The sequence below is a fragment of the Achromobacter sp. genome, assembly GCF_032102605.1.
GTDB lineage: Bacteria > Pseudomonadota > Gammaproteobacteria > Burkholderiales > Burkholderiaceae_B > Achromobacter.
Window position 1 is genome coordinate 491,124 of sequence record NZ_DAMDGT010000001.1, and the last position, 19,614, is coordinate 510,737.

Annotated in this window: 22 protein-coding genes; 7 read left to right on the plus strand and 15 right to left on the minus strand. The window is 65.3% G+C overall.

Features of this window, described 5'->3' with window-relative positions; translation table 11 throughout:
* The first annotated feature begins 18 nt into the window (after positions 1–18).
* Positions 19–285, plus strand: a complete 267-nt coding sequence (locus tag RT614_RS02280) for a hypothetical protein (RefSeq protein WP_313619980.1) — start codon at positions 19–21, stop codon at positions 283–285.
* On the plus strand, positions 285–617 hold the full coding sequence (fliE, locus tag RT614_RS02285; protein WP_313619982.1) for a flagellar hook-basal body complex protein FliE: 333 nt from the start codon (positions 285–287) through the stop codon (positions 615–617). Before RT614_RS02280 ends, fliE begins: the two co-directional genes overlap by 1 nt.
* Positions 618–670: 53 nt before the next feature.
* Here fliE and RT614_RS02290 read toward each other — a convergent pair whose 3' ends face one another.
* The 7 genes from RT614_RS02290 to RT614_RS02320 all read right to left on the minus strand — a co-directional run bounded on the left by RT614_RS02290 (position 671) and on the right by RT614_RS02320 (position 5,922).
* A complete protein-coding gene (locus RT614_RS02290) occupies positions 671–1,471 on the minus strand; it encodes a flagellar brake protein (protein WP_313620643.1) in 801 nt (266 codons plus the stop codon).
* A gap of 14 nt (positions 1,472–1,485) precedes the next feature.
* Entirely contained in the window at positions 1,486–1,812 is a 327-nt protein-coding gene (locus RT614_RS02295; protein WP_313619983.1) for an EscU/YscU/HrcU family type III secretion system export apparatus switch protein, read from the minus strand.
* The gene (locus RT614_RS02300) at positions 1,812–3,167 is read right to left on the minus strand and encodes a flagellar hook-length control protein FliK (RefSeq protein ID WP_313619984.1); all 1,356 of its coding nucleotides are present in this window, start codon (positions 3,165–3,167) and stop codon (positions 1,812–1,814) included. Before RT614_RS02300 ends, RT614_RS02295 begins: the two co-directional genes overlap by 1 nt.
* Entirely contained in the window at positions 3,164–3,517 is a 354-nt protein-coding gene (locus RT614_RS02305) for a flagellar protein FliT (RefSeq protein WP_313619986.1), read from the minus strand. The genes RT614_RS02300 and RT614_RS02305 overlap by 4 nt, the downstream gene beginning before the upstream one ends.
* Positions 3,518–3,563: 46 nt before the next feature.
* On the minus strand, positions 3,564–3,992 hold the full coding sequence (gene fliS, locus RT614_RS02310) for a flagellar export chaperone FliS (RefSeq protein WP_313619987.1): 429 nt from the start codon (positions 3,990–3,992) through the stop codon (positions 3,564–3,566).
* A gap of 18 nt (positions 3,993–4,010) precedes the next feature.
* The gene (gene fliD, locus RT614_RS02315) at positions 4,011–5,402 is read right to left on the minus strand and encodes a flagellar filament capping protein FliD (protein WP_313619988.1); all 1,392 of its coding nucleotides are present in this window, start codon (positions 5,400–5,402) and stop codon (positions 4,011–4,013) included.
* Between the two features lie 142 nt (positions 5,403–5,544).
* Positions 5,545–5,922 carry a flagellar protein FlaG gene (locus RT614_RS02320; protein WP_313619989.1) on the minus strand — a complete coding sequence of 126 codons (378 nt, stop codon included), beginning with the start codon at positions 5,920–5,922 and terminating at the stop codon, positions 5,545–5,547.
* 138 nt (positions 5,923–6,060) lie between these two features.
* On the opposite strand from RT614_RS02320, the gene RT614_RS02325 reads away from it, so the two are divergent.
* On the plus strand, positions 6,061–6,798 hold the full coding sequence (locus tag RT614_RS02325; protein ID WP_313619991.1) for an IclR family transcriptional regulator: 738 nt from the start codon (positions 6,061–6,063) through the stop codon (positions 6,796–6,798).
* Positions 6,799–6,826: 28 nt separating this feature from the next.
* Here RT614_RS02325 and RT614_RS02330 read toward each other — a convergent pair whose 3' ends face one another.
* From RT614_RS02330 to RT614_RS02345, 4 genes are all read right to left on the minus strand, one after another.
* A complete protein-coding gene (locus RT614_RS02330) occupies positions 6,827–7,993 on the minus strand; it encodes an acyl-CoA dehydrogenase family protein (protein ID WP_313619992.1) in 1,167 nt (388 codons plus the stop codon).
* Entirely contained in the window at positions 7,983–9,224 is a 1,242-nt protein-coding gene (locus RT614_RS02335) for a CoA transferase (protein WP_313619994.1), read from the minus strand. Before RT614_RS02335 ends, RT614_RS02330 begins: the two co-directional genes overlap by 11 nt.
* Complete coding sequence (locus tag RT614_RS02340) at positions 9,221–10,192, minus strand: tripartite tricarboxylate transporter substrate binding protein (protein WP_313619996.1); 972 nt, start codon at positions 10,190–10,192, stop codon at positions 9,221–9,223. The genes RT614_RS02335 and RT614_RS02340 overlap by 4 nt, the downstream gene beginning before the upstream one ends.
* A 67-nt stretch (positions 10,193–10,259) precedes the next feature.
* Positions 10,260–10,676 (minus strand): cupin domain-containing protein, encoded by a 417-nt coding sequence (locus RT614_RS02345; RefSeq protein ID WP_313619997.1) that lies wholly within the window; start codon positions 10,674–10,676, stop codon positions 10,260–10,262.
* Between the two features lie 164 nt (positions 10,677–10,840).
* Between RT614_RS02345 and folC the strand changes: the two genes are divergently transcribed.
* The 4 genes from folC (at position 10,841) to purF (ending at position 15,060) form a co-directional block, all read left to right on the plus strand.
* Entirely contained in the window at positions 10,841–12,151 is a 1,311-nt protein-coding gene (gene folC, locus RT614_RS02350) for a bifunctional tetrahydrofolate synthase/dihydrofolate synthase (RefSeq protein ID WP_313619998.1), read from the plus strand.
* A gap of 72 nt (positions 12,152–12,223) precedes the next feature.
* Entirely contained in the window at positions 12,224–13,021 is a 798-nt protein-coding gene (locus tag RT614_RS02355) for an SPOR domain-containing protein (RefSeq protein ID WP_313619999.1), read from the plus strand.
* Positions 13,021–13,509: a CvpA family protein gene (locus tag RT614_RS02360; protein ID WP_313620001.1), complete on the plus strand. Its 489-nt coding sequence runs from the start codon at positions 13,021–13,023 to the stop codon at positions 13,507–13,509. Before RT614_RS02355 ends, RT614_RS02360 begins: the two co-directional genes overlap by 1 nt.
* Positions 13,510–13,539: 30 nt before the next feature.
* Positions 13,540–15,060 carry an amidophosphoribosyltransferase gene (gene purF, locus RT614_RS02365; protein ID WP_313620002.1) on the plus strand — a complete coding sequence of 507 codons (1,521 nt, stop codon included), beginning with the start codon at positions 13,540–13,542 and terminating at the stop codon, positions 15,058–15,060.
* Positions 15,061–15,136: 76 nt separating this feature from the next.
* Here the strand turns inward: purF and RT614_RS02370 are convergent, their stop codons facing one another.
* The 4 genes from RT614_RS02370 to RT614_RS02385 all read right to left on the minus strand — a co-directional run bounded on the left by RT614_RS02370 (position 15,137) and on the right by RT614_RS02385 (position 19,612).
* A complete protein-coding gene (locus RT614_RS02370) occupies positions 15,137–15,658 on the minus strand; it encodes a YgjP-like metallopeptidase domain-containing protein (RefSeq protein ID WP_313620004.1) in 522 nt (173 codons plus the stop codon).
* 31 nt (positions 15,659–15,689) lie between these two features.
* The gene (locus tag RT614_RS02375; RefSeq protein ID WP_313620006.1) at positions 15,690–16,175 is read right to left on the minus strand and encodes a disulfide bond formation protein B; all 486 of its coding nucleotides are present in this window, start codon (positions 16,173–16,175) and stop codon (positions 15,690–15,692) included.
* A gap of 49 nt (positions 16,176–16,224) precedes the next feature.
* Entirely contained in the window at positions 16,225–16,938 is a 714-nt protein-coding gene (locus tag RT614_RS02380; protein ID WP_313620007.1) for a MarC family protein, read from the minus strand.
* 67 nt (positions 16,939–17,005) lie between these two features.
* Positions 17,006–19,612 carry a [protein-PII] uridylyltransferase gene (locus tag RT614_RS02385; RefSeq protein WP_313620008.1) on the minus strand — a complete coding sequence of 869 codons (2,607 nt, stop codon included), beginning with the start codon at positions 19,610–19,612 and terminating at the stop codon, positions 17,006–17,008.
* Between the last annotated feature and the right edge of the window lie 2 nt (positions 19,613–19,614).

The window sequence follows — 19,614 nt, forward strand, 5'->3', positions numbered from 1 at the left end:
GGGTAGGGCCGATTACACATGCAACGTGCTTCTGGTCTGGGGAGAGCGTGGATTATTGCCCCTGAGACGGCAATCCCAATCGATGAAAACAGCCGTTTTTTGGCGTTACTTATCCCCTATGTCGATGACAAGGCGCAAAGCGGGGTCGCATCGGTGGACAGGCGCGGCGGCATTGCCCGAAATGTCGGGTTTTTTGGCGGTTCTTATCGGCTATGGACCGGCCTGATCGGCGTTACGCTGCGTGTGCACTTTGGCGTAATCCCTCACCAGCAAGGAATCAGGTAATGGCTGTATCAGGCTTGTCCGGCATCGAAGGCATGCTCCAGCAGATGCGCACGGTCGTGAGCAAGGCGGAAACCGGCAACTTGGCCTCGGGCGAAGTCGTGGGCCAGCCTGACGGCTTTGCCGCGGAACTGCAGCGCTCCATCCGTCGCGTGACGTCCGCGCAGAACGCCGCCACGGCGCAAGCCAAGGCTTTCGAGCTCGGTGCGCCGGACATTTCATTGAATGACGTGATGATCGACCTGCAGAAGGCCAGCCTTGGCTTCTCCACGGCGGTCCAGGTCCGCAACAAGCTGGTTGCGGCCTACAAGGAAATCTCCTCGATGGCCGTCTGAGGCGTCGGGACGCAAGCGTCAGGGCCTTCCCGCGGGAAGGCCCTTTGTCGTTTTCAGTTGCGCTGCGCGCCTTTCTCCAGGCGCCACACCACCTGCTGCAGCCAGTTCTCCTGGCGGGCGTTCAGGTTCGTGAACAGCGCGCCCACGTGGCTGACGGGCGGTTCGCCGGTCAACGACACGTGCTTGGGCGCTTCGCCTTCGGTGGCTTCCGCCGCGCCCATCGGCTGGCCCGACACCGGGTACACATTGCGCACTTCCAGGTCCGCGCGCAGCTTGCCGAGCTCGCCGAAGTCCAGTTCCACATCTTCCAGCACGGTGCCGCGCTCCGGCAGGTCCTGTACCGGCAGGCCGACACGCAGTCCCGCGCCGTCCACGGAAATGTCGCGCACGGTGAAGCTGACCGGCTTGTCAGCCGGCGCGGGTTGCCATGTGGCAAAGCAGCGGCTGGCGCTGGAAATCATCGACGCGCGGAACATCTTGCGGCGCTGGATGCGGGCCAGGCGGTCGGGAAAGGGCGACATCAAGGCCGCGCTGCCGTCATCGAAATGGATGACGTCCGGGCGCTCCACGCGAAAACGGATCTGCACGCCGCCATAGGCGGTGGCATTGAAATGGAAGGTCGTGCCGCTGAGCAGCCCCATGCTGTCGGACTGCTCGAAGTCTGCGCCGTCATAGTCGCGCGGGCGCCAGAAAAACTGGCGCGTCTGCTTGTCCGCGCCCAGGATCAGCACGGCGATCTCGCGATCCGCGGCGTCGCGCACCAGGATGTGGCTGTCGGGATGCGTCAGTTCAAACAGGGCTGAGCGCATGTCTTCCGGCCGGGTAAGCAGGAATTCCGGGTCGCTGGCGTCCAACACGTTGGTAGTCCTCAGGTAGAGATTTCGGGCTGCGCGGTTTGGGGGATTTCGCGCGATTCCAGGCGGTAGAGCCAGGCGAGCAATTCTGCCACCGCCACGTAGAGTTGGGGTGGAATATGTGCGTCCAGGTCCACTTGCATGAGCAAGCCGACCAGTTCGCGCGATTCGTGCACGTACAGCCCGTTTTCCTCGGCGGCGCGGACGATGGTGTCCGCCAGCTGTCCATAGCCCTTGGCGACGACGCGCGGCGCGCCGTCCTTTTCGTCATAGGAAATGGCGACCGCCGCGTTGCGGTTGGCGTTGGGGCCGGTGTCCGCGGGGGAGGGGATGGTGCTCATCAGAAATCGGTCGGGATGACAGGGCGCGGTTCCACCACGCTCACCGTCAGATTGCTCAGGGTAAGGCCCGCGGCCAGCAGGCGCGAGCGCAGCATGTCCGACGAGTCATTGATCTCGGTCGCGCTGTGCGGGGCGATCAGCTGCAGCACGATCTGATCTCCGGCCAGGTTGAGCCGGGCGTCGACCAGGCCCAGGCGCGGCAGATCGAGCTTTACGCGGGTGGCCCAGGTGGGCATCGCCGATTCGCGGTCCGCGCCGTACGGGTCGCGCTCGACCTCCCATTCCATCGGCGTGCCGGGCCAGGCTTCGCCTTGCCAGTTCAGCGTCTGGTTCGCCAAAACGTCGAGCTGCTGGCGGACCAGGACGGTCAGGTCCTGGTGGATGCCGCTGATCGGGGCGCCGGGCGTGGACGAACCGGACGAACCGGTGGTCGTCGAGGAACCGGACGCGTCGGCGCCCGTCCTGCCCGCGGTCGAGGAATCGGCTCGGCCGCGAGCCTGCGTATTCGCATGCGCGGCGGTGTCGCGGGTCAGCCGGGCCTGCGGTTCATTCTGGAGGGTCGACGGATTCGTCCGGCCGAAGACCATGTCAGTCAGGTGCGATTCGTAGAAAAGGCCGCTGGTCTGCAGCGCCGTCCGCAGGGCCTGTCCCAATGCGCGCGCGGACGGGCCGCCCGCGGCAAGCGACGCGTGCGCCGCAGCTTCGGGGCCTTTGGCGCCGGCGGCCTGGCCTGCCGGGTGCGCGGCCGGCTTGGCGGCTGCGGCGTCGGCGCCTGCGGGCAAGGCCGTGGCGGTGGTGGAGAGGGCGGCGCCGGGCGTGGCGGTCGTGTTCGCAGGCTGCGCCGTGGCGGAGGGCGCGGGCTGGCCCGGCTGGCCGGGTTGCGCCGCGGCCGGCTGGCCTGGCGTCGCCCCGCCGGATTGTCCTGCCTGCTGTCCGCCCTGAGCATCGGCGCTCCAGAGCGGCGCGCGACCCTGCACGGGCGGCGCGGATTCGGGATACTGCGCCAGCAGCGACAGAATGGTCCGGGCGGTCGTGCCCAGCGTGGTCGGGGCCGACGCGGTGGTGTCGCTGCTCGTGACCAGGCCACGGGCGGCCAGCGCCAGCGCGGCAGCGGTTTTGGGGTCGACAACGGTATTCTGGCGGTCGCCTCGGGCGCCGCCAGTCTGTATTCCTTGCCGGGGATCGCGGGCGGAGCCGTCAGACTGCCCGGCTTTCTCGGGGCTGCCGGGCTGGCTGACGGCGTCGGGTCGGGCCCCTGAAACCTGGTTTGCGTTCGCGGCGGACATCGTCGTGCCAAGCACGGCGTCCAACCGCTGCACCAGGACGTTGCCAAGCGCGGCGGGACCGATGCTCATTCGTCAGGCGCCTGGTTGCCGTAAGCCGACAGCAAGGTCTGCTGGCGCTTCATGCGTCCCAGCAGTTCGCCCAGCCGCGCCAATTGGGGCAGCGCCAGATCGCGCGTCATGGCATCGTTTTCAAGAATGCGCACAAGGAGGTCGTACTTGATTGTGCGGCTGGCTTCATCCAGCGGTTTGGTGTATTCCACTTGGCGCAAGCGTTCCACCCGTTCACAGTACTGCTGGCCATGAACCATTGCCCCGTCCCAGTCGCCCACCTGGGCGGCCGCTAGCATTTCTCTCGTGATGAGAGCGATCTCCTGGTAGTGCTCCAGGATAGGAGAGGTGTACTGAGTAATGGACGTCATGGAAATCTCGGGCATTCGATGGCTGGGCTATGCGTATGTCATGCCTTCAAGGCTGCATGCTGCCGACGGAGCGATCCATGGATATCTGCCAAGCGTCGGCCAGATCCGCCAGTAGGCGGTCTGCCGTTTCGAGCGCTTCCACGTCCGCTCGCAGGTTTGCTATCAGCAGCGTACGGACTATGTAGTCATACAGACGGGCGAGATTCACTGCGATTTCGCCGCCGGCCGCCATATTCAGTCCGGTCTTCAGGCCTTCATCGACAATCTTGATCGCCTTCGAGATAGCGGCGCCGCGCTCTATCGCCCTTCCTTCCTGCAGGTGGAGGCGGGCTTGCCCGATCGCCGCCCGGGCCCCCATATACAGCAGCGAAATCAACTTTTCCGGGCTCGCGCCCAGAACCTGCGTTTCCAGGCCAATATCGGCGTAGGAGCGCACGGAGTGGGAGCCGGTAGGACGGCGGGCGGCGTAGGTCATTAACGCATCTTCTATAAATTACTTGGATTTGGACAGGGCGGCAAACTGCTGGGTCAGGTAGTTGGCCGTGACTGTCTGCTGCGACACGAACTTGTCCAACGCGATGAACTGGGCGCGCATGGCATCCATGGATGCCGTGCTGGAGGCCTTGGCGCGGGTGAGCTGGTCCTTGACGTCCTTGATGGATTCGTTCAGGCCGTCCTGGCTGAGCTTGATGGAACCGTTGCTGCCCAGGGCTGCCTTTGTTGCGATGTCGAACTTGGCGGCGAGACCGTCGGTCGACATCAAGATGCGCTTGACGTCGGCGGGATTAGCGGTCAAAGCCTTGTCCAATTCCTTTTGATCCAACTTCAACTGGCCGGTCTTGGGATCCAGCGTAATGCCGAGATCGGCAAGCGACCGCAGCGAGCCCTCGGACGTGACGACTTGCAAGGCGCCGGACATGGAAGACTGGATGCCCCGCGTCGTGCTGTCACCCGTCAGGGCTTGATTAGTGGCGGCTGCTGCATCGAAAGCCGTCAACTTCGTGATTGTGCTTTGCAGGGAGTTGTAGGCATTGACGAAATCCTGGACAGCCTTGGTTGCGACACTGGTGTCGCTTTGCAGCTTGAGCGTGACCACTTTGTCTTGCCCGCTCGCGGTGTCGGTGCCGGTGAGGGCGGTGAGGTTCAGCGTGATGCCGTCGATGGCGGTCGAAATATTGTTGCTGCCGCTCTTGACGGTAATGCCGTTGATCTCGATTTCCGAATCCGCTGCCGGAGTTTGCAGAGCCATCTCCGTTGTCGCCCCGGAGTTGTAGCTCAGAATGTCCTTCAGCTTCTGGTCGCCTGTCACCGTGATGGACTTGACAGATGCCTGCACGCCCGTGTCCTTGGCGCTAAGCATCAGGTAGCTGCCGCTTTCATTGGTGATGATCGTGGCGCGCACGCCTGCCTTGTCGTCGCTGTTGATGGCTCGGGCGATGCCGTTCAGCGAGGTGTCGCCGTTCAGTTCAATGGTGCGCTTGTCGCCGTTGGTCAGCTCGATTTCAAACGAGCCGGCGGTGCCGTTAGAGGCGGTGCGGCTTCCTACGTTGCCCGACTGAAGGGTCTGCGCAGCTGCCAGGCTCTTCACCTTGATGGCATACTCGCCCATCGTTGCGCCATTCTCGCCGATGGTGGCAGTCAATCCGTCACCGACCACGTTTGCTTTCACCGCGTCCAGCGTCGAGGACTTTCCCAGCGCAGCAGCCGCCTTTTGAAGGGCTTCTACTCCGCTTTGGATCTGCCCATAGGCGCTCACCCGGGCCTCGTAGCTGGCCTGGCGATTGGTGTACAGGCTCAGCTTCTTGTCCTCTGCCGCCTGAAGCTTCGTGAGGATGTCTTCCAGCGGGAGTCCGGTGGTCGAGCCGAGATTGGTAATAGAAGCCATGTGAAATCCTTCCTAGCAATGCGATTCTGTCAAAAACTCGGAGCCGGCGATCGGCCGGGTAAGGGCATAAGGCATGCCTAATTCGGCGCTTCAGTGCCGGATTCGCACCGAACGTGACCAAAACACCGTTTTAATTTGTGCGTCAGGCACTCGTCTTGATGCCATTGCCTTGCATGTTGACGATCATTTTGGCGATTTTGAGCACCGCTTCGCTGGGGATGGTGCGAATTACGTCGCCTGATTCCGCATCGACCACCGACACCACGACCTGGTGCACGTTGGGATCGATTTCGAACTGAAGCTGGGTGGACCAGGCCTTCATTTGTTCGTTGATTTCGTCCAGCGCCTTGTCCAGCGGCAGCTTCTGCGCGTTGGACTGGTCCGACGTCGCGCTGTCGGAGGCGCCGCTGTTGGTGGCGGCGGGGGCTGGGGTGGCGGTTGCTGACGGATCGGGGGCGGCAATTACGGTCGAAACCGGTAACGACGCGAACGCTGCGGGGGCTAACGGGGTTACGGCCATGATCACTCCAACGGCGAGGGGCGTCTCGGAGGAACGCGCTGTTTTCAGGAAATTCTCAGTTACCATAACGACACCGCCAGAGGGAACTTTAGCCCCGGGCAAACAGATGGTTCACGTGCTAAGGGTCTGGATCGGGCAATGAGTGTCAAGACGGCGTTGCGAGTTATCGAAATCATCGAAACCTACGCCCGCGAAAAACGCGCGCTGCCCTTGTCGGAACTGGCCCGTTTGCTGGATGTGCCCGTTTCAAGCTGCCTGGCCCTGATCCGCACGCTGACCGGCCTGGGCTATTTGTATGAAACCGGACGGCGCCAGGGCTATTACCCCACGGGGCGGCTGCTGGCCATGGCCCAGCGCATCGCGCGGGCCGATCCGGTGCTCGACCGGGTGTATCCCAGCCTGACCGAATTACGCGACGCCACCCGCGAAACCATCGTGTTCGCCAAGCTGGCGTCGGATGGTCGGGTCGTCTACCTGGATGTGCTGGATTCGCCGCATACGATCCGTTATGCGCCGGTTGCCGGCGAGTTCAAAGACGTTCACGCAAATTCGCTGGGAAAAGCGCTTTTGTCTTTGTTGGACGCGCCGGCGCGGGATGCGCTGCTGTCGGGCATGGCCATGACGCGCTACAACGAGCGCACCCTGGTCACCCGCGACGCCTTGCTGGCCGACATCGAGGCCTCGCGCCAGCGGGGCTGGTTCATGAACAGCGGGGAATCCATCCCGGACGTGGGCGCCATCGCGTGGCCGGTCACGCTGTCCGGGGAACATTACGCCATTTCGGTGGGCGGCCCGATCTACCGGATCGAGCCGGAGCAGGAATCCTACGCCCGCATTCTGCGGGCGGCCTGCACGGGACTGGAACAGCAGGCCTGACCCCGCGCGGCGGGGCGGCCTGGACGGATCAATATGACTTCGGCAGGCCCAGCACTTTTTCCGCGATGAAGCACATGATCAGTTGCGGACTGACCGGGGCGATGCGCGGGATGAAGCTTTCGCGCAGCAGCCGTTCCACGTGGTACTCCTTCGCGTAGCCCATGCCGCCCAGCGTCATCACCGCCGTCTGGCAGGCGTTGTAGCCGGCTTCCGCGGCCAGGTATTTGGCTGAATTGGCGGCGGGGCCGCAAGGCTTGCCCGCGTCGTACAGGCTTGCCGCCTTGAACACCATCAGATCCGCCGCCTCCAGTTGCATCCAGGCCTGGGCCAGCGGATGCTGGATGCCCTGGTTCTTGCCTATCGGACGGCCGAAGACCGTGCGCTCGCCGGCGTACTTCACCGCCCGGTCCAGCGCCGCGCGGCCGATGCCCACCGCCTCGGCGGCGATCAGGATGCGCTCGGGGTTCAGGCCGTGCAGGATGTACTCGAACCCTCGGCCTTCCTCGCCGATCCGGTCGGCCACGGGAATCCGAAGGCCATCGATGAACAGCATGTTCGAGTCCACGGCCTTGCGGCCCATTTTCTCGATCTCGCGCACTTCGATCTTTTCGCGGTCCAGGTCCGTATAGAACAGCGACAGGCCCTGCGTGGGCTTTTCCACCTCGGACAGCGGGGTGGTGCGCGCCAGCAGCAGCATCTTGCTGGCCACCTGCGCCGTGGAAATCCAGATCTTGCGGCCGTGGACGACGTACTCGTCGCCCTGGCGCACCGCCCGGGTGCTGAGCTTGGTCGTGTCCAGCCCGGCGTCCGGTTCCGTCACGGCGAAGCAGGCTTTTTCACGGCCGGCGATCAACGGTTCCAGCCAGCGGCCGCGCTGTTCATCCGAGCCAAATACCACGACCGGATTCAGGCCGAAGATATTCATATGGACGGCCGAGGCGCCGGTGAAACCAGCGCCCGATGCGGCGATGGTCTGCATCATCAGCGCCGCTTCGGTCATGCCCAGGCCCGCGCCGCCGTATTCCTGCGGCATGGCGATGCCCAGCCACCCGTCGCGAGCCAGGTCGGCATGCAGCGGCTCCGGGAAACCGCCTTCGCGGTCGCGTTCCAGCCAGTACTCGTCGGGATAGCGATCGCAGATGCGGGATACGGCGTCGCGCAGCGCCAACTGGTCGGGAGTGAATTCAAAGTCCATCTTCGTTTCCGTCTTGGGTGATGCCACGCGCAAGCATGGCGTCGATCTGTTCAGGTCCATAACCGGCCTCGGCCAGCAACTCGCGGCTGTGCTGGCCCAGCTTCGGAGCGGGGCGGCGTATGGAGGTGGGCGTGGCCTCGTACCGGCCCAGCGGCGCGGTGGTGCGGATCGCGCCTTCCGTGGGGTGGTTCATTTCGTGGATAAAGCCGGTGGCGGCCAGGTGCTCGTCCTTCAACAGGCCGTCGATGGTGTAAAGCTGCGACGCCGGGATGTCCACGCGCGTCAGGTCGTCCAGCCACTCCTGGCTCGGGCGGGTGGCGATCACCTCGGCCACGAATGCGTAGACCTCGCTGATGTGCGCGGCCCGCGCGCCATGGGTGCAAAAGCGCGGGTCTTGCGACAGCTCTGGCCGCCCGATCAGGTCGAAGAAATTGCGCCAGTGCTTGTCGTTGTAGATCAACAGGCAGATGTAGCCGTCGGCCGTGGCGTACGGACGGCGGTGCGGCGCCAGCAGGCGCGCGTAGCCGGTCGGCCCCAGCGGCGGTTCGAACGTGGCACCGCCCAGGTGGTCGCCCAGCACCAGGTGCGCCATCCCCTCGAACATCGGGATCTCCACCTGCTGGCCGCGGCCGCGCGTCCGGGCGTCCAGCACGGCGGACACCAGGGCGATGGCCACGTGCAGCCCGACCGCGCGGTCCGCCAGCGTCAGGGGAGCGTAGCGCGGCACGTCGCCGCTCTGCTGCGCCGACAGCGCGGCGATGCCGGTCTGCCCCTGGATCAGGTCATCGTAGGCGGGGCGGCCGGCGTAGGGGCCGGCCTCGCCGAAACCATAGGCGCCGACGTAGACGATGCGCGGATTGCGCGCGGCCACCGCCTCATAGGACAAGCCCAGCCGCGCCATCGCCTGGGGGCGGATGTTGTAGAGCAGGGCGTCGCAGCTTTCGGCCAGTTTCAGGCAGGCGGCCAGCCCCTCGGGCGTCTTCAGGTCCAGGACAATGGACCGCTTGTTGCGATTCAGGTGCAGGTAGATGTGTCCCATGCCGGGGTTGCGCATGGGGCCGACGGCCCGCATGTTGTCTCCCGCGGGCGATTCCACCTTGATCACGTCCGCGCCCAGGTCCGCGAGGACCTGGGTTGCGTACGGCCCCATCACCACCGAACTCAAGTCCAGGATGCGCACGCCCGTCAGCGGGCCGGCGCAAGGCGTATCGGGAAGGGGCTGGTCGATCATTGCTGCTCGATCCCTGCGTCGCGGATCAGCTTGCCCCACAGGTCGCGCTGTTCACCGACGAACTGCGCGAATGCTTCGGGCGTGCTGGAGAAGGCGTCGAAGCCCAGGCCGGCCAGGCGCTTTTTCACGTCCGGGTTGGCCACGATCTTGTTGATGGCCGCATTCAGCTTGGCCACGATCTCGGGCGGCATGCCGGCCGGACCGAAATAGCCGTTCCAGGAGTTCAGATCGAAATCCGAAACGCCCGATTCGGCCATCGAAGGCAGGTCAGGCACGATCGCGCTGCGTTCGGCGGTGGATACGGCCAGCGCGCGCAATTGGCCCGATTGCACGAAGGGCAGGCCCGACGCCAGGTCGGTGAACATGAAGTCCACCTGGCCGCCGACCACGTCCGTCAGGCTTTGCGGGGTGCCCTTGTAGGGCACGTGCAGGATATCGATCTTGGCGCGGTTGGCCAGCGTGGCGCCGGCAACGATGCCGGTGCTGTTGCCGCTGGCATAGGTGATGCGGCCGGGGTTCTTCTTCGCATCGGCCACCAGGTCGCCCACCGTCTTCCAGGGGCGCTTCGGGTTCACGACCAGGATGAACGGCAGGTTGCCGCCGCGCGCGATCGGCGTGAAGTCCTTGACCGGATCGTACGGCACATTCTTCATCAGCCAGGGCGCGGCCGAATGCGAGGTGTTCGTGGTGACGAACAACGTATAGCCGTCCGGCTTGGCGCGCGCCACGTAGCTGGCCGCGATCGTCGCATTGGCGCCGGGCTTGTTTTCCACCACGACCTGCTGGCCCAGCAGGGTCGACAGCTCGGCGCCAAAAATCCGTCCCACGGCGTCCGTTCCGGACCCGGCGGGGAAGGGCACGATCAGGGTGATGGGCTTGGAGGGGTAGTCGGCGGCGTGGGCGGCGGGCGCCGCCATCAAGGCCGCGCCGCTGACAAGGGCTGCGCTTAGCAGGCGTAGGGATTGCATGGGTGTGTCTCCTGTATTGATGGAACTGGGCGCGGCTTCTGCGGCCGCTGCCTTTCGAAACGCCGCGTCAGGCGGCGGGGGGTGGCGCCGGAAAGTCCCGGATCACGCGATCGGGGGATTCTTCGTACGGGGGCGTGTAGATCACCAGCAGTCGCGCCGGCTCGTCGCTCGTCACGGTGAAGACGTGGGGAATGTCGGGCGGGAAATAACAGCAATCGCCCGGGCCCATGTCGGCCCATTCGTCCTGTACCTGCGCGCGGGCGGTGCCCGATATCAGGTAGCAGACCTGCTCGATGCCGGGATGCGCGTGGGGTAGCGCACCCTTGCCCTTGTCGATCACGCCAAGCAGGACTTCCACGCCGCGGGAGCCGACGGTGTCGGGTCCTATCAACCGGCGGTTCAAGGTTCCGGTATGGTTGGCCGGGTGGTAGCCGGGCACGTCCGCCTCGCGGACCAGCCATTTTGGGGTGCTTTGCTGCGTCATGTCTCGGTCCTTTTATTTTTCATACATGAATTTATTTTTACGTATGAGAAAAACATGAGCAAGCATTATTTGGTCGGGGAAACCGCGTCACGCCCTGGGGGATTAGGGAAAACACCGTGCGTGGACTGCTAAAATCGCAGGCTGACTTTCTTTCGCGAACTGCCATGTCCTCTGTCCGTACGCCTGACGCCGCTGCCTCCCTGTCCGATTGGCTGCAGTACCTGGAGTCCATCCACGCCACTGCCATCGACATGGGCCTGGATCGGGTGCGCACCGTGGCCGACCGCATGGGCCTGGCGCTGCCGGGCGTGAAGTTCGTCGTCGGCGGCACCAACGGCAAGGGTTCCACCTGTGCCATGCTGGAAGCCATCCTGCTGGCCGCCGGCTACAAGGTGGGCTTGTATACGTCGCCGCACCTCATCGATTTCAACGAACGCGCCCGCGTCAACGGCCAGATCGCGTCCGACGAAGACCTCATCGCCCAGTTCCAGGCAGTCGAGGCCGCGCGCGGCGACGTGTCGCTGACGTACTTCGAATTCACCACCCTGGCCATTCTGCGCCTGTTCTCCCAGTCGCGGCTGGACGCCGTCGTCCTTGAAGTCGGCCTGGGCGGCCGCCTGGATGCCGTGAACATCGTCGATGCGGATTGCTCCATCGTCACCAGCGTCGACCTCGATCACACCGACTGGTTGGGCGACACCCGCGAAAAGATCGGCTTCGAAAAGGCCCACATCTACCGCAGTGGCCGTCCCGCCATCTGCAGCGACCCGATGCCCCCCCAATCGCTGCTGGATTACGTCGAATCGATCGGCGCCGACCTCTGGCTTTTCGGGCGCGACTACAACTATTCAGGCGACCGCCAGCAGTGGGCCTTTGGTGGGCGCGAGCAGCGCCGCAGCGCGATGGCCTATCCGGCCCTGCGCGGCGCAAACCAGTTGCTGAACGCTTCGGCCGCGCTCGCTGCGCTGGAATCCGTGCGCGACCGGCTGCCGGTCCAGCAGCAGGCGGTGCGCCTGGGCCTTCTGCAAGCTTCGCTGCCTGGCCGCTTCCAGATCCTGCCCGGCCAGCCCACCGTGATCCTCGACGTCGCGCACAACCCGCACGCGGCGGCCGTGCTGGCGCAGAACCTGGACAACATGGGGTTCCATCCGTATACCCACGTCGTGTTCGGCATGCTGAACGACAAGGACCTCGCCGGCGTGGTGGCCAAGATGGGATCCCGGGCGGACTTCTGGTACTGCGCAGGGCTGCCGGGGCCGCGCGGCACGACCGGCCAGGCGCTTGCCGACCAGGTCCGCGTCGCGCTTCCCCCCCTTCCTGCCGGCAGCGAAAGCCCGGGCATCGAGGCCTACGCGGATCCCGCGCAGGCGTTCGCCGCGGCGCGCGAACGGGCAGGCGAGAATGATAGAATCGTGGTGTTCGGATCGTTTCTCACCGTAGCCTCGGTTTTGCAGGCTCTGGGTCGCAAGGCATAGGCAAATCGGGCCAATCGCATACGGGCGGCCCGCCGCCGTAATGCCGCAAGGCGCCGCAAGGAATTCTCTTCCATGGGTTTTTTCAAACGCAAAGATCCTGCTGACCAGGCGCAGGCCTCCAAACGGGCTGCCGTCCCCAGCGAGGTCCAGGCCGCCGAGTTGCGCGGCCGCGCGCGGCGCAGGCTTGCAGGCGCGGTAGCGTTGGTGCTGGCCGCGGTCATCATTCTTCCCATGGTGCTAGATTCGCAGCCGGTGCCGGTCGCGGACAACATTCCCATCAAGGTGCCGGATCGCAATACCCCGTTCCAACCCCAGGTGTCCGAGCCTCAGGTCGCGGCGCCGGCCGCGCCCACGCCGACGCCCGCGGATCCCGCGGCCGTTCCCACGCCTCCGCCCGTAACCTCCGTGCCGCCCGTCGCGGCCGCGCAGGTCACGCCGCCCGCGGCTCAGCCGGCCACGCCCGCCACGCCGCCCAAGCCGGAAGCCAAGCCCAAACCCGAGGCCAAGCCGGAGCCCAAGCCGGCTACCCCGGCCAAACCCGACAGCCGCTCCGACGACGGCGCGCGCGCGATGGCGCTGCTGGAGGGCCGTTCGGCTCCCGCCGCCACGCCGGCCCCCAAGCCTGCGGCCACCAAAGGCAATTTCGTGCTGCAGATCGCGTCGTACACCGCCTCTGAAGACGCCCAGTCGCGTCGCACGAAGCTGCATCAGGCCGGTGTCACCAACGCATTCGTCGAACAGGCCTCCGTCGGAGGCAAGGCGCAGTACCGTCTTCGCGTGGGGCCGTTCCCCTCGCGCGAGGCGGCACAGGCGGCCCAGGCGCGCTTGCGCACGCTGGGCTATGACAATGGTTTCATTGCCGCCCAATAGTGACCGGTTTCGACTTCGTCGTGCTGGCCATCCTGGTGGTATCGGGTGTGCTGGGCCTGGTGCGCGGCCTGCTCAAAGAGGTGCTGTCGCTGGTCGCCTATTTGCTGGCCTTCGTGGCCGCGATATGGTGGGGCCCCACGGTCTATGCCTGGCTGGAGCCCTATATTGAAACGACGCTGCTGCGCATGGGAGTCTCCTACGCCGTGGTGTTCATCATCGTGTTGCTCGGCGTGGGTTTGGTCAATATGACGCTTGCCGCCTTGATCCGCAGCACCGGACTCAGCCCGGCCGACCACGGCCTGGGCGGAATGTTCGGACTGGCCCGTGGTCTGCTCATCGTGCTGGCGTTGGTCGCCGCCGCAGGCTACACGCCGCTGCCGGAAGAGCCGTGGTGGAAGGACGCCATGTTTTCGCATTCGGCCATCGAGGCCGTCAAACATATCAAGACGTGGTTGCCGCCAGCCTTGGCGACGTATCTGCCGTATTGATTAGCTTCAAATCAACCAGGAAATCTCACCATGTGTGGAATCGTAGGCGTCGTCGGGCGCGGGCCGGTCAACCAGCTGCTCTATGACAGCTTGCTGCTCTTGCAGCATCGCGGTCAGGACGCTGCAGGCATCGCAACGTCGCAGGGCAACCAGTTCAATATGTACAAGGCGCACGGCCTGGTGCGCGACGTATTCCGTACGCGCAACATGCGCGCGCTGCCTGGCACGTCGGGCGTTGGCCAGGTGCGCTATCCCACCGCCGGTTCCAGCGCCAGCGAGGAAGAGGCCCAGCCTTTCTACGTCAACGCGCCGTTCGGCATCATGCTGTCCCACAACGGCAACCTGACCAACTGGCGCGAACTGCGTGAATCGCTCTACCGCGTCGACCGCCGCCACATCAATACGAATTCCGACTCCGAAGTCCTGCTGAACGTGCTGGCGCACGAGCTGCAATCGGCGGCCAACGGCGTGTCCCTCGACGACGACGCCATGTTCCGCGCGGTTGCCGCCCTGCACAAGCGCGTGCGCGGCGCGTACGCGGTGGTCGCCCAGATTTCCGGCTACGGCCTGCTGGCCTTCCGCGACCCCAACGGCATCCGTCCCCTGTGTATCGGCCGCCAGGAAACCGAAGAGGGCGTCGAATGGATGGTCGCTTCGGAGTCCGTGGCGCTGGAAGGCAGCGGCTTTGCCTTCGTGCGTGACGTCGAGCCTGGCGAAGCCGTGTTCGTCGACCTGGACGGCCGTCTGGTCGCTCGTCAATGCGCCGAGAACCCCCAACTGGTGCCGTGCATCTTCGAATACGTGTACTTCGCCCGTCCGGATTCGATGATCGACGGCGTGTCCGTGTACGACGCGCGCCTGCGCATGGGTGAATACCTGGCCGACAAGGTCGCGCGCAACATGCGCCTGGGCGACATCGACGTCGTCATGCCGATTCCGGATTCCTCGCGTCCCGCCGCAATGCAGCTGGCCGCGCGCCTGAACCTGGATTACCGCGAAGGCCTCATCAAGAACCGCTACGTGGGCCGCACGTTCATCATGCCGGGCCAGGCTGTGCGCCGCAAATCCGTGCGCCAGAAGCTCAACGCCATCGGCATGGAATTCAAGGGCAAGAACGTGCTGCTGGTCGATGACTCCATCGTCCGCGGCACCACCAGCCGCGAAATCGTCGACATGGCTCGCGCCGCCGGCGCCAACAAGGTGTACTTCGCCTCGGCCGCGCCTCCGGTCCGCTTCCCGAACGTCTACGGCATCGACATGCCCACGCAAAGCGAACTCATCGCCACCGGCCGCACGGACGAGGAAATCGCCCGCGCGATCGGCGCCGACAGCCTGGTCTACCAGGACCTGCACGACATGCAGCAGGCAGTCCGCGACATCAACCCCAAGCTGACGCGCTTCGAGGCCTCGTGCTTCGACGGCCAGTACATCACCGGCGACATCACGCCTGAATACCTGGCCCGCCTGGGTCAATCGCGCGCTGAAGCCGGCCAGGATGAAGCCGCGGGCGGCCTGCGCTTCAACATGGGCCATACGTCCGACGACGCCTGATTTCGCTTTCGCGTCTCGTCAGCCATGAAAATGCCGTCCCTCGGGACGGCATTTTTTTTTAAAGTCGACTGGCTCGCTAGCCCTGGGCCTGCCACAGCGGCGTGCGCGTGGCTTCCAGGTGCGTCAGGTACAGGCGCAGATCGAATTCATACTGGTGGTAGTGCGGCTCCATGCGCAGGCACAGGTTGTAGAAGGCCTTGTTATGGTCCTTTTCCTTCAGGTGCGCCAGTTCGTGCACGGTGATCATCTTCAGGAATTCCGCGGGCACGTTCTTGAACAGCGTCGCCACCCGGATCTCGTGCTTGGCTTTCAGCTTGCCGCCCTGAACCCGCGAAATGTAGGTGTGCTGGCCCAGTGCGTGCTGGATCACGTGGATCTTGCTGTCGAACGCCACCTTGTTGATCTGGTCGCCGTTGCGCAGATAGGCGTTCTTCAGGTCGGTCACGTACTGGTACAGCGCCTTGTCGGTGCGCACGCCATGCGCTCCGCCGGGGTATCGGGAAAGCAGCGCGGCGCCAAGCTTGTCCTGGTCCAGCAGTTTCTGGGTTTGCGCGAGCAGCGGTTCCGGATATCCGGTCAGGTATTTCAGCGTGTGCACGTCAAGCAGTAGCGGTGTCAGGCGCGGCGGCTCAAAGCGCCCGGCCGCGCCGGAACGCGACGGGCAGGGCCATGAAGAGCAGAATCACGAAGAGCGCCAGGCTCCACAGAGCGTATTCTACGCCCAGCACCGGCACCTTGGCGTCCATGCACGTGGCGAAGATGCCGAACAGCGAGGGGATGGCGCTTTCCAGGCCGATGCCGGTCATGAAGCGGTCGGCGAAGGTCTGGTCGCACGACAGCATGTTCGCCGCCACGCTGTATTGATACCAGGCCGCCACGATGCCCGACAGGGACAGGACGGCCGCCAGGGCGCCGCAGATGCGCGTCAGCGCGCGTCCGCCGCCAAAGCCGCCCACCAGGGCGATGACGCCGATCACCAGGTAGATCAGTCGCTGCATTACGCACCAGGCGCAGGGCGGCATGTCGAAGACGTGCTGGGAGACGAGGGCCACGCCGACGGCGCCGAAGCAGAAGAGGGCGATCAGGCGGAGCAGGCGTTCTGAGCGAGAGGTCATTGTTGCTTTGTATCGGGTTGGACGAGGCCGGCGCGACTGCCGGCGATGCTTAGGCCTTGGGAATCGGAATTGGTTGCATGACCTGGGTCAATACGCCCAGCAGGAGTTCGCGAGCGCCTTCCCAGAAAATCTGCACCCCCAGGCACAGCATGATGAAGGCCGACAGCCGCATGAAAACGGCCGTGCCGTTGTCGCCCAGTCGGTGCAGCATCTGCGCGGCAAAACGCAGGCAGACGTACAGCGTCAGGGACACCACGATGATGCCGGGAATGGAGCCGCCCAGGCGCACCAGGCTCAGCACGTGATTCTGATCGCGCAGCGAAACGCCCACCGTGATGGCCGCCGCGATGGACCCGGGGCCGCAACTGATGGGAAATGTCAGCGGATAAAACGCGCGGGCCTTGGCCATTTCGGGGGTGAACGACTCGGCCATGCGCGCGACGCGCTCGGTGTCGGCGTCCGGCGAGTTCACCAGGCGCCAGGCGCTGGCGATCACCAGCATGCCGCCGCCGACGCGAACGATGGACAGCGAAATGCCGAAGAAGCTGAGGAGCACGTTGCCGGCCACCATCGCCACGACCAGCATCAGGCACACGTTGATCGCCACGCGCTTGGCCAGGATCATGCGCGTGGACGACGAGGCGCCCTCGGTCAGCGACAGGAAGATGGGCGCGATGGCAGGGGGGTTCAGGAACGGCAGCAGCGTGGCCAGCGCGAAGAAAAAGCTGCCACCGAAAACGCGCAGATAGTCATTTAGCTGCATGAGAGCGAGCATCGCCGGGCCGAAACCCCGGATTGTATGCGTTCCGGGGCGGTCTGGCGATGTGGACTCAGGCGGCGCGCTGCTGGGCGTCGTCGCCGGAAAGCGCGTCCAGGATGTCGCGCTCGAACTGCATCTGGCTGCGGGGGCGCGCCAGCGTCGATCCATCGACGATGAACACGTCCTCGACGCGGTCGCCCAGCGTCATGATCTTGGCCATGAGCAGGTTTACCTCGTGGCGGGCGAACACGCGCGCCAGGGCGTGCAGAAGGCCCGGGCGGTCGGTGGCCGTGACGGAAAGGCGCCACGATGTGCTGCGTTCGTCAGGCTGCAGTTCGGCCTGCGGCATGACCGGAAACACGCGCGAAACCCGCGACTGTCGGCCGCGTCCGTACCAGCCGCCTCGGCCGGGCTGGGCCTGGGCGGCAGCGTGCGGGTCCTTGAGGCGCTCGGCAAGCTCGTGTTCGACCAGGGTCGCCTGCGCCCGGAGGTCGCTGGCGCCTTCCGGCAACAGGACGATGAAGCTGTCCAGCGCCCAGCCATGGCGGGTGGTGTGGATGCGCGCGTCCTGGATGGACAGCGACTTGGCGTCGAAATAACCGCAGATCGCCACGAAAAGGTCCGGTGCGTCGCGGGTATACACCATGATCTGAAGGCCTTCGCCCTGTTCGGTGGGGCGGGCCTTGACGACCGCCCGGGCGGGCTCGACCTGATGGTACAGATGGCGTGTGTGCCAGGCGATGTCGGATGCGTCGTGGCGCAGGAAATAAGCCACGTCCAACTGTTTCCAGAAGGCTTCGCGGGCGTCGTCGCGCAAGCCCGCCAGCCGGGTAAGGCGCGCGGCCTCTTCCTTGCGCTCGGTCAGCACCGTGTGCGCGTCGGCGTGGGCGCCGCCCAGCGCGGCGAGCGTCAGCTTGTACAGGTCTTCCAGCAACTTGCCCTTCCAGGCGTTCCAGACCTTGGGGCTGGTGCCGCGGATGTCGGCGACCGTCAGCAGGTAGAGCGCGGTCAGGTGGCGTTCGTCCTTCACGGTGGCCGCGAACTCCTGGACCACCGCCGGATCGGACAGGTCGCGCTTTTGCGCCACGGCGGACATCAGCAGGTGCTGGCGCACCAGGAATTCCACCAATTTCGCGTCGTCGGGGTCCATGCCGTGGTCCTGTGCGAACTTGCGCACCTCGCGCGCGCCCAGCTCGGAGTGGTCGCCGCCGCGGCCCTTGGCGATGTCATGGAACAGCGCCGCCACATACAGCAGCCAATGGCGGTCCAGGCCTGCGATCAGTTGGCTGGCAAGTGGATATTCCTGGGCGTGCTCGGGCATGGTGAAGCGCCGCAGGTTGCGCACGACCGCCAGCGTGTGCTGGTCGACGGTGTAGGCGTGGAACAGGTCGTGCTGCATCTGCCCGACGATGCGCCGGAACACCGGCAGGTAGCGAGGCAGGATGTTGAGCATCGTCATGCGCCGCAGCTCGTGCACGATGCCGCGCGGCTGCTGCAGGATCTGCAGGAACAGCTTGCGGTTCACGGGATTGCGGCGGAACTGCGCGTCGATGCGGTGGCGGGAATGCCAGATGGCGCGCAGCGTGCGGGCCGACATGCCGGTCAGTTCGGGGTGCTGCTGCATCACCAGGAATGCGCGCAGCAGCAGGGTGGGATTGCGTTCGAAGCCGTCGTCCCGAATGATGTCCAGGCGGTCGCGCAGGTTGCGGAAGTCGTCGTCGATATCGCGGGCGTCGCTGTCCGGGCGCGGAAACAGCCTTTCCTCGATGTTCTGCACCAGGATGCCGTTGAGCTGCGTCACCAGCCGCGCGGCCCAGTAATAGCGCTGCATCAGCATCTCGCTGCCCCGGCGCGTGGCGGTGGCGTGGATGCCATAGATCTCGGCCAGCGCGGGCTGCAGATCGAACAGCACGCGGTCCTCGCGCCGGTTCGACAGCAGGTGCAGTTCGATGCGCAGCCGCTTGAAGGCTTGTTCGGCCTTGCGCAGGTCGCGCGCTTCGGATGACGTCAGCAGGCCCGCCTGCGCCACCGAACGCCACGTATTGCCGAAGCCCGCCGCCCGCGCCATCCACAGGATGACCTGCAGATCCCGCAGGCCTCCGGGCGATTCCTTGCAGTTGGGTTCCAACGCATACGGCGTGTCGTGGTAGCGCGCATGGCGCTGCTGCATTTCCACGCGCTTGGCGCGGAAGAACGCGCGAGGGTCCAGCCGCGACTTTGTCGCCGCGTCGAATTTGCGCATCAGCACCCGGCTGCCGGCCAGCCAGCGGGATTCCAGCAGCGCCGTCTCGACCGTGATGTCCGCGTCGGCCTCGCGCTCGCAGTCCTCGATGGTGCGCACGCTATGGCCAGGCTCCAGTCCCAGGTCCCAGAGGGCGGCCACCAGTTGCCCGATGGCGGATTCTTCCGGATCCGTGGGCGCGTGCGGCAGCAGGATGAGCAGGTCGACGTCCGAATGGGGGTACAGTTCGCCCCGGCCGTAGCCGCCCACCGCAGCCAAGGTGGCGCCGACCGGCAGCGGGTAATGCTTGACCAGGTCGCGCAGCGCCGCGTCCACAATCCGGCGCAGTTCCGACAACAGCGTATCGGGCCGCTCGTGTTCCCGGAATTGGGCCACCGCGGCCCGCCGGGATTCCTGGATGCGTTCGCGCAGCTGGGTGAGGATTTCGGCGGTCATGG

What these genes read in the sequence shown, in the direction of transcription:
- RT614_RS02280 (WP_313619980.1), top strand. Translation starts at nt 19, where the DNA reads ATGCAACGTGCTTCTGGTCTGGGGAGAGCGTGGATTATTGCCCCTGAG.
- fliE (WP_313619982.1), top strand. Translation starts at nt 285, where the DNA reads ATGGCTGTATCAGGCTTGTCCGGCATCGAAGGCATGCTCCAGCAGATG.
- RT614_RS02295 (WP_313619983.1), bottom strand. Translation starts at nt 1,812, where the DNA reads ATGAGCACCATCCCCTCCCCCGCGGACACCGGCCCCAACGCCAACCGC.
- RT614_RS02300 (WP_313619984.1), bottom strand. Translation starts at nt 3,167, where the DNA reads ATGAGCATCGGTCCCGCCGCGCTTGGCAACGTCCTGGTGCAGCGGTTG.
- RT614_RS02305 (WP_313619986.1), bottom strand. Translation starts at nt 3,517, where the DNA reads ATGACGTCCATTACTCAGTACACCTCTCCTATCCTGGAGCACTACCAG.
- fliS (WP_313619987.1), bottom strand. Translation starts at nt 3,992, where the DNA reads ATGACCTACGCCGCCCGCCGTCCTACCGGCTCCCACTCCGTGCGCTCC.
- fliD (WP_313619988.1), bottom strand. Translation starts at nt 5,402, where the DNA reads ATGGCTTCTATTACCAATCTCGGCTCGACCACCGGACTCCCGCTGGAA.
- RT614_RS02320 (WP_313619989.1), bottom strand. Translation starts at nt 5,922, where the DNA reads ATGGCCGTAACCCCGTTAGCCCCCGCAGCGTTCGCGTCGTTACCGGTT.
- RT614_RS02325 (WP_313619991.1), top strand. Translation starts at nt 6,061, where the DNA reads ATGAGTGTCAAGACGGCGTTGCGAGTTATCGAAATCATCGAAACCTAC.
- RT614_RS02330 (WP_313619992.1), bottom strand. Translation starts at nt 7,993, where the DNA reads ATGGACTTTGAATTCACTCCCGACCAGTTGGCGCTGCGCGACGCCGTA.
- RT614_RS02335 (WP_313619994.1), bottom strand. Translation starts at nt 9,224, where the DNA reads ATGATCGACCAGCCCCTTCCCGATACGCCTTGCGCCGGCCCGCTGACG.
- RT614_RS02340 (WP_313619996.1), bottom strand. Translation starts at nt 10,192, where the DNA reads ATGCAATCCCTACGCCTGCTAAGCGCAGCCCTTGTCAGCGGCGCGGCC.
- RT614_RS02345 (WP_313619997.1), bottom strand. Translation starts at nt 10,676, where the DNA reads ATGACGCAGCAAAGCACCCCAAAATGGCTGGTCCGCGAGGCGGACGTG.
- folC (WP_313619998.1), top strand. Translation starts at nt 10,841, where the DNA reads ATGTCCTCTGTCCGTACGCCTGACGCCGCTGCCTCCCTGTCCGATTGG.
- RT614_RS02355 (WP_313619999.1), top strand. Translation starts at nt 12,224, where the DNA reads ATGGGTTTTTTCAAACGCAAAGATCCTGCTGACCAGGCGCAGGCCTCC.
- purF (WP_313620002.1), top strand. Translation starts at nt 13,540, where the DNA reads ATGTGTGGAATCGTAGGCGTCGTCGGGCGCGGGCCGGTCAACCAGCTG.
- RT614_RS02375 (WP_313620006.1), bottom strand. Translation starts at nt 16,175, where the DNA reads ATGACCTCTCGCTCAGAACGCCTGCTCCGCCTGATCGCCCTCTTCTGC.
- RT614_RS02380 (WP_313620007.1), bottom strand. Translation starts at nt 16,938, where the DNA reads ATGCAGCTAAATGACTATCTGCGCGTTTTCGGTGGCAGCTTTTTCTTC.
- RT614_RS02385 (WP_313620008.1), bottom strand. Translation starts at nt 19,612, where the DNA reads ATGACCGCCGAAATCCTCACCCAGCTGCGCGAACGCATCCAGGAATCC.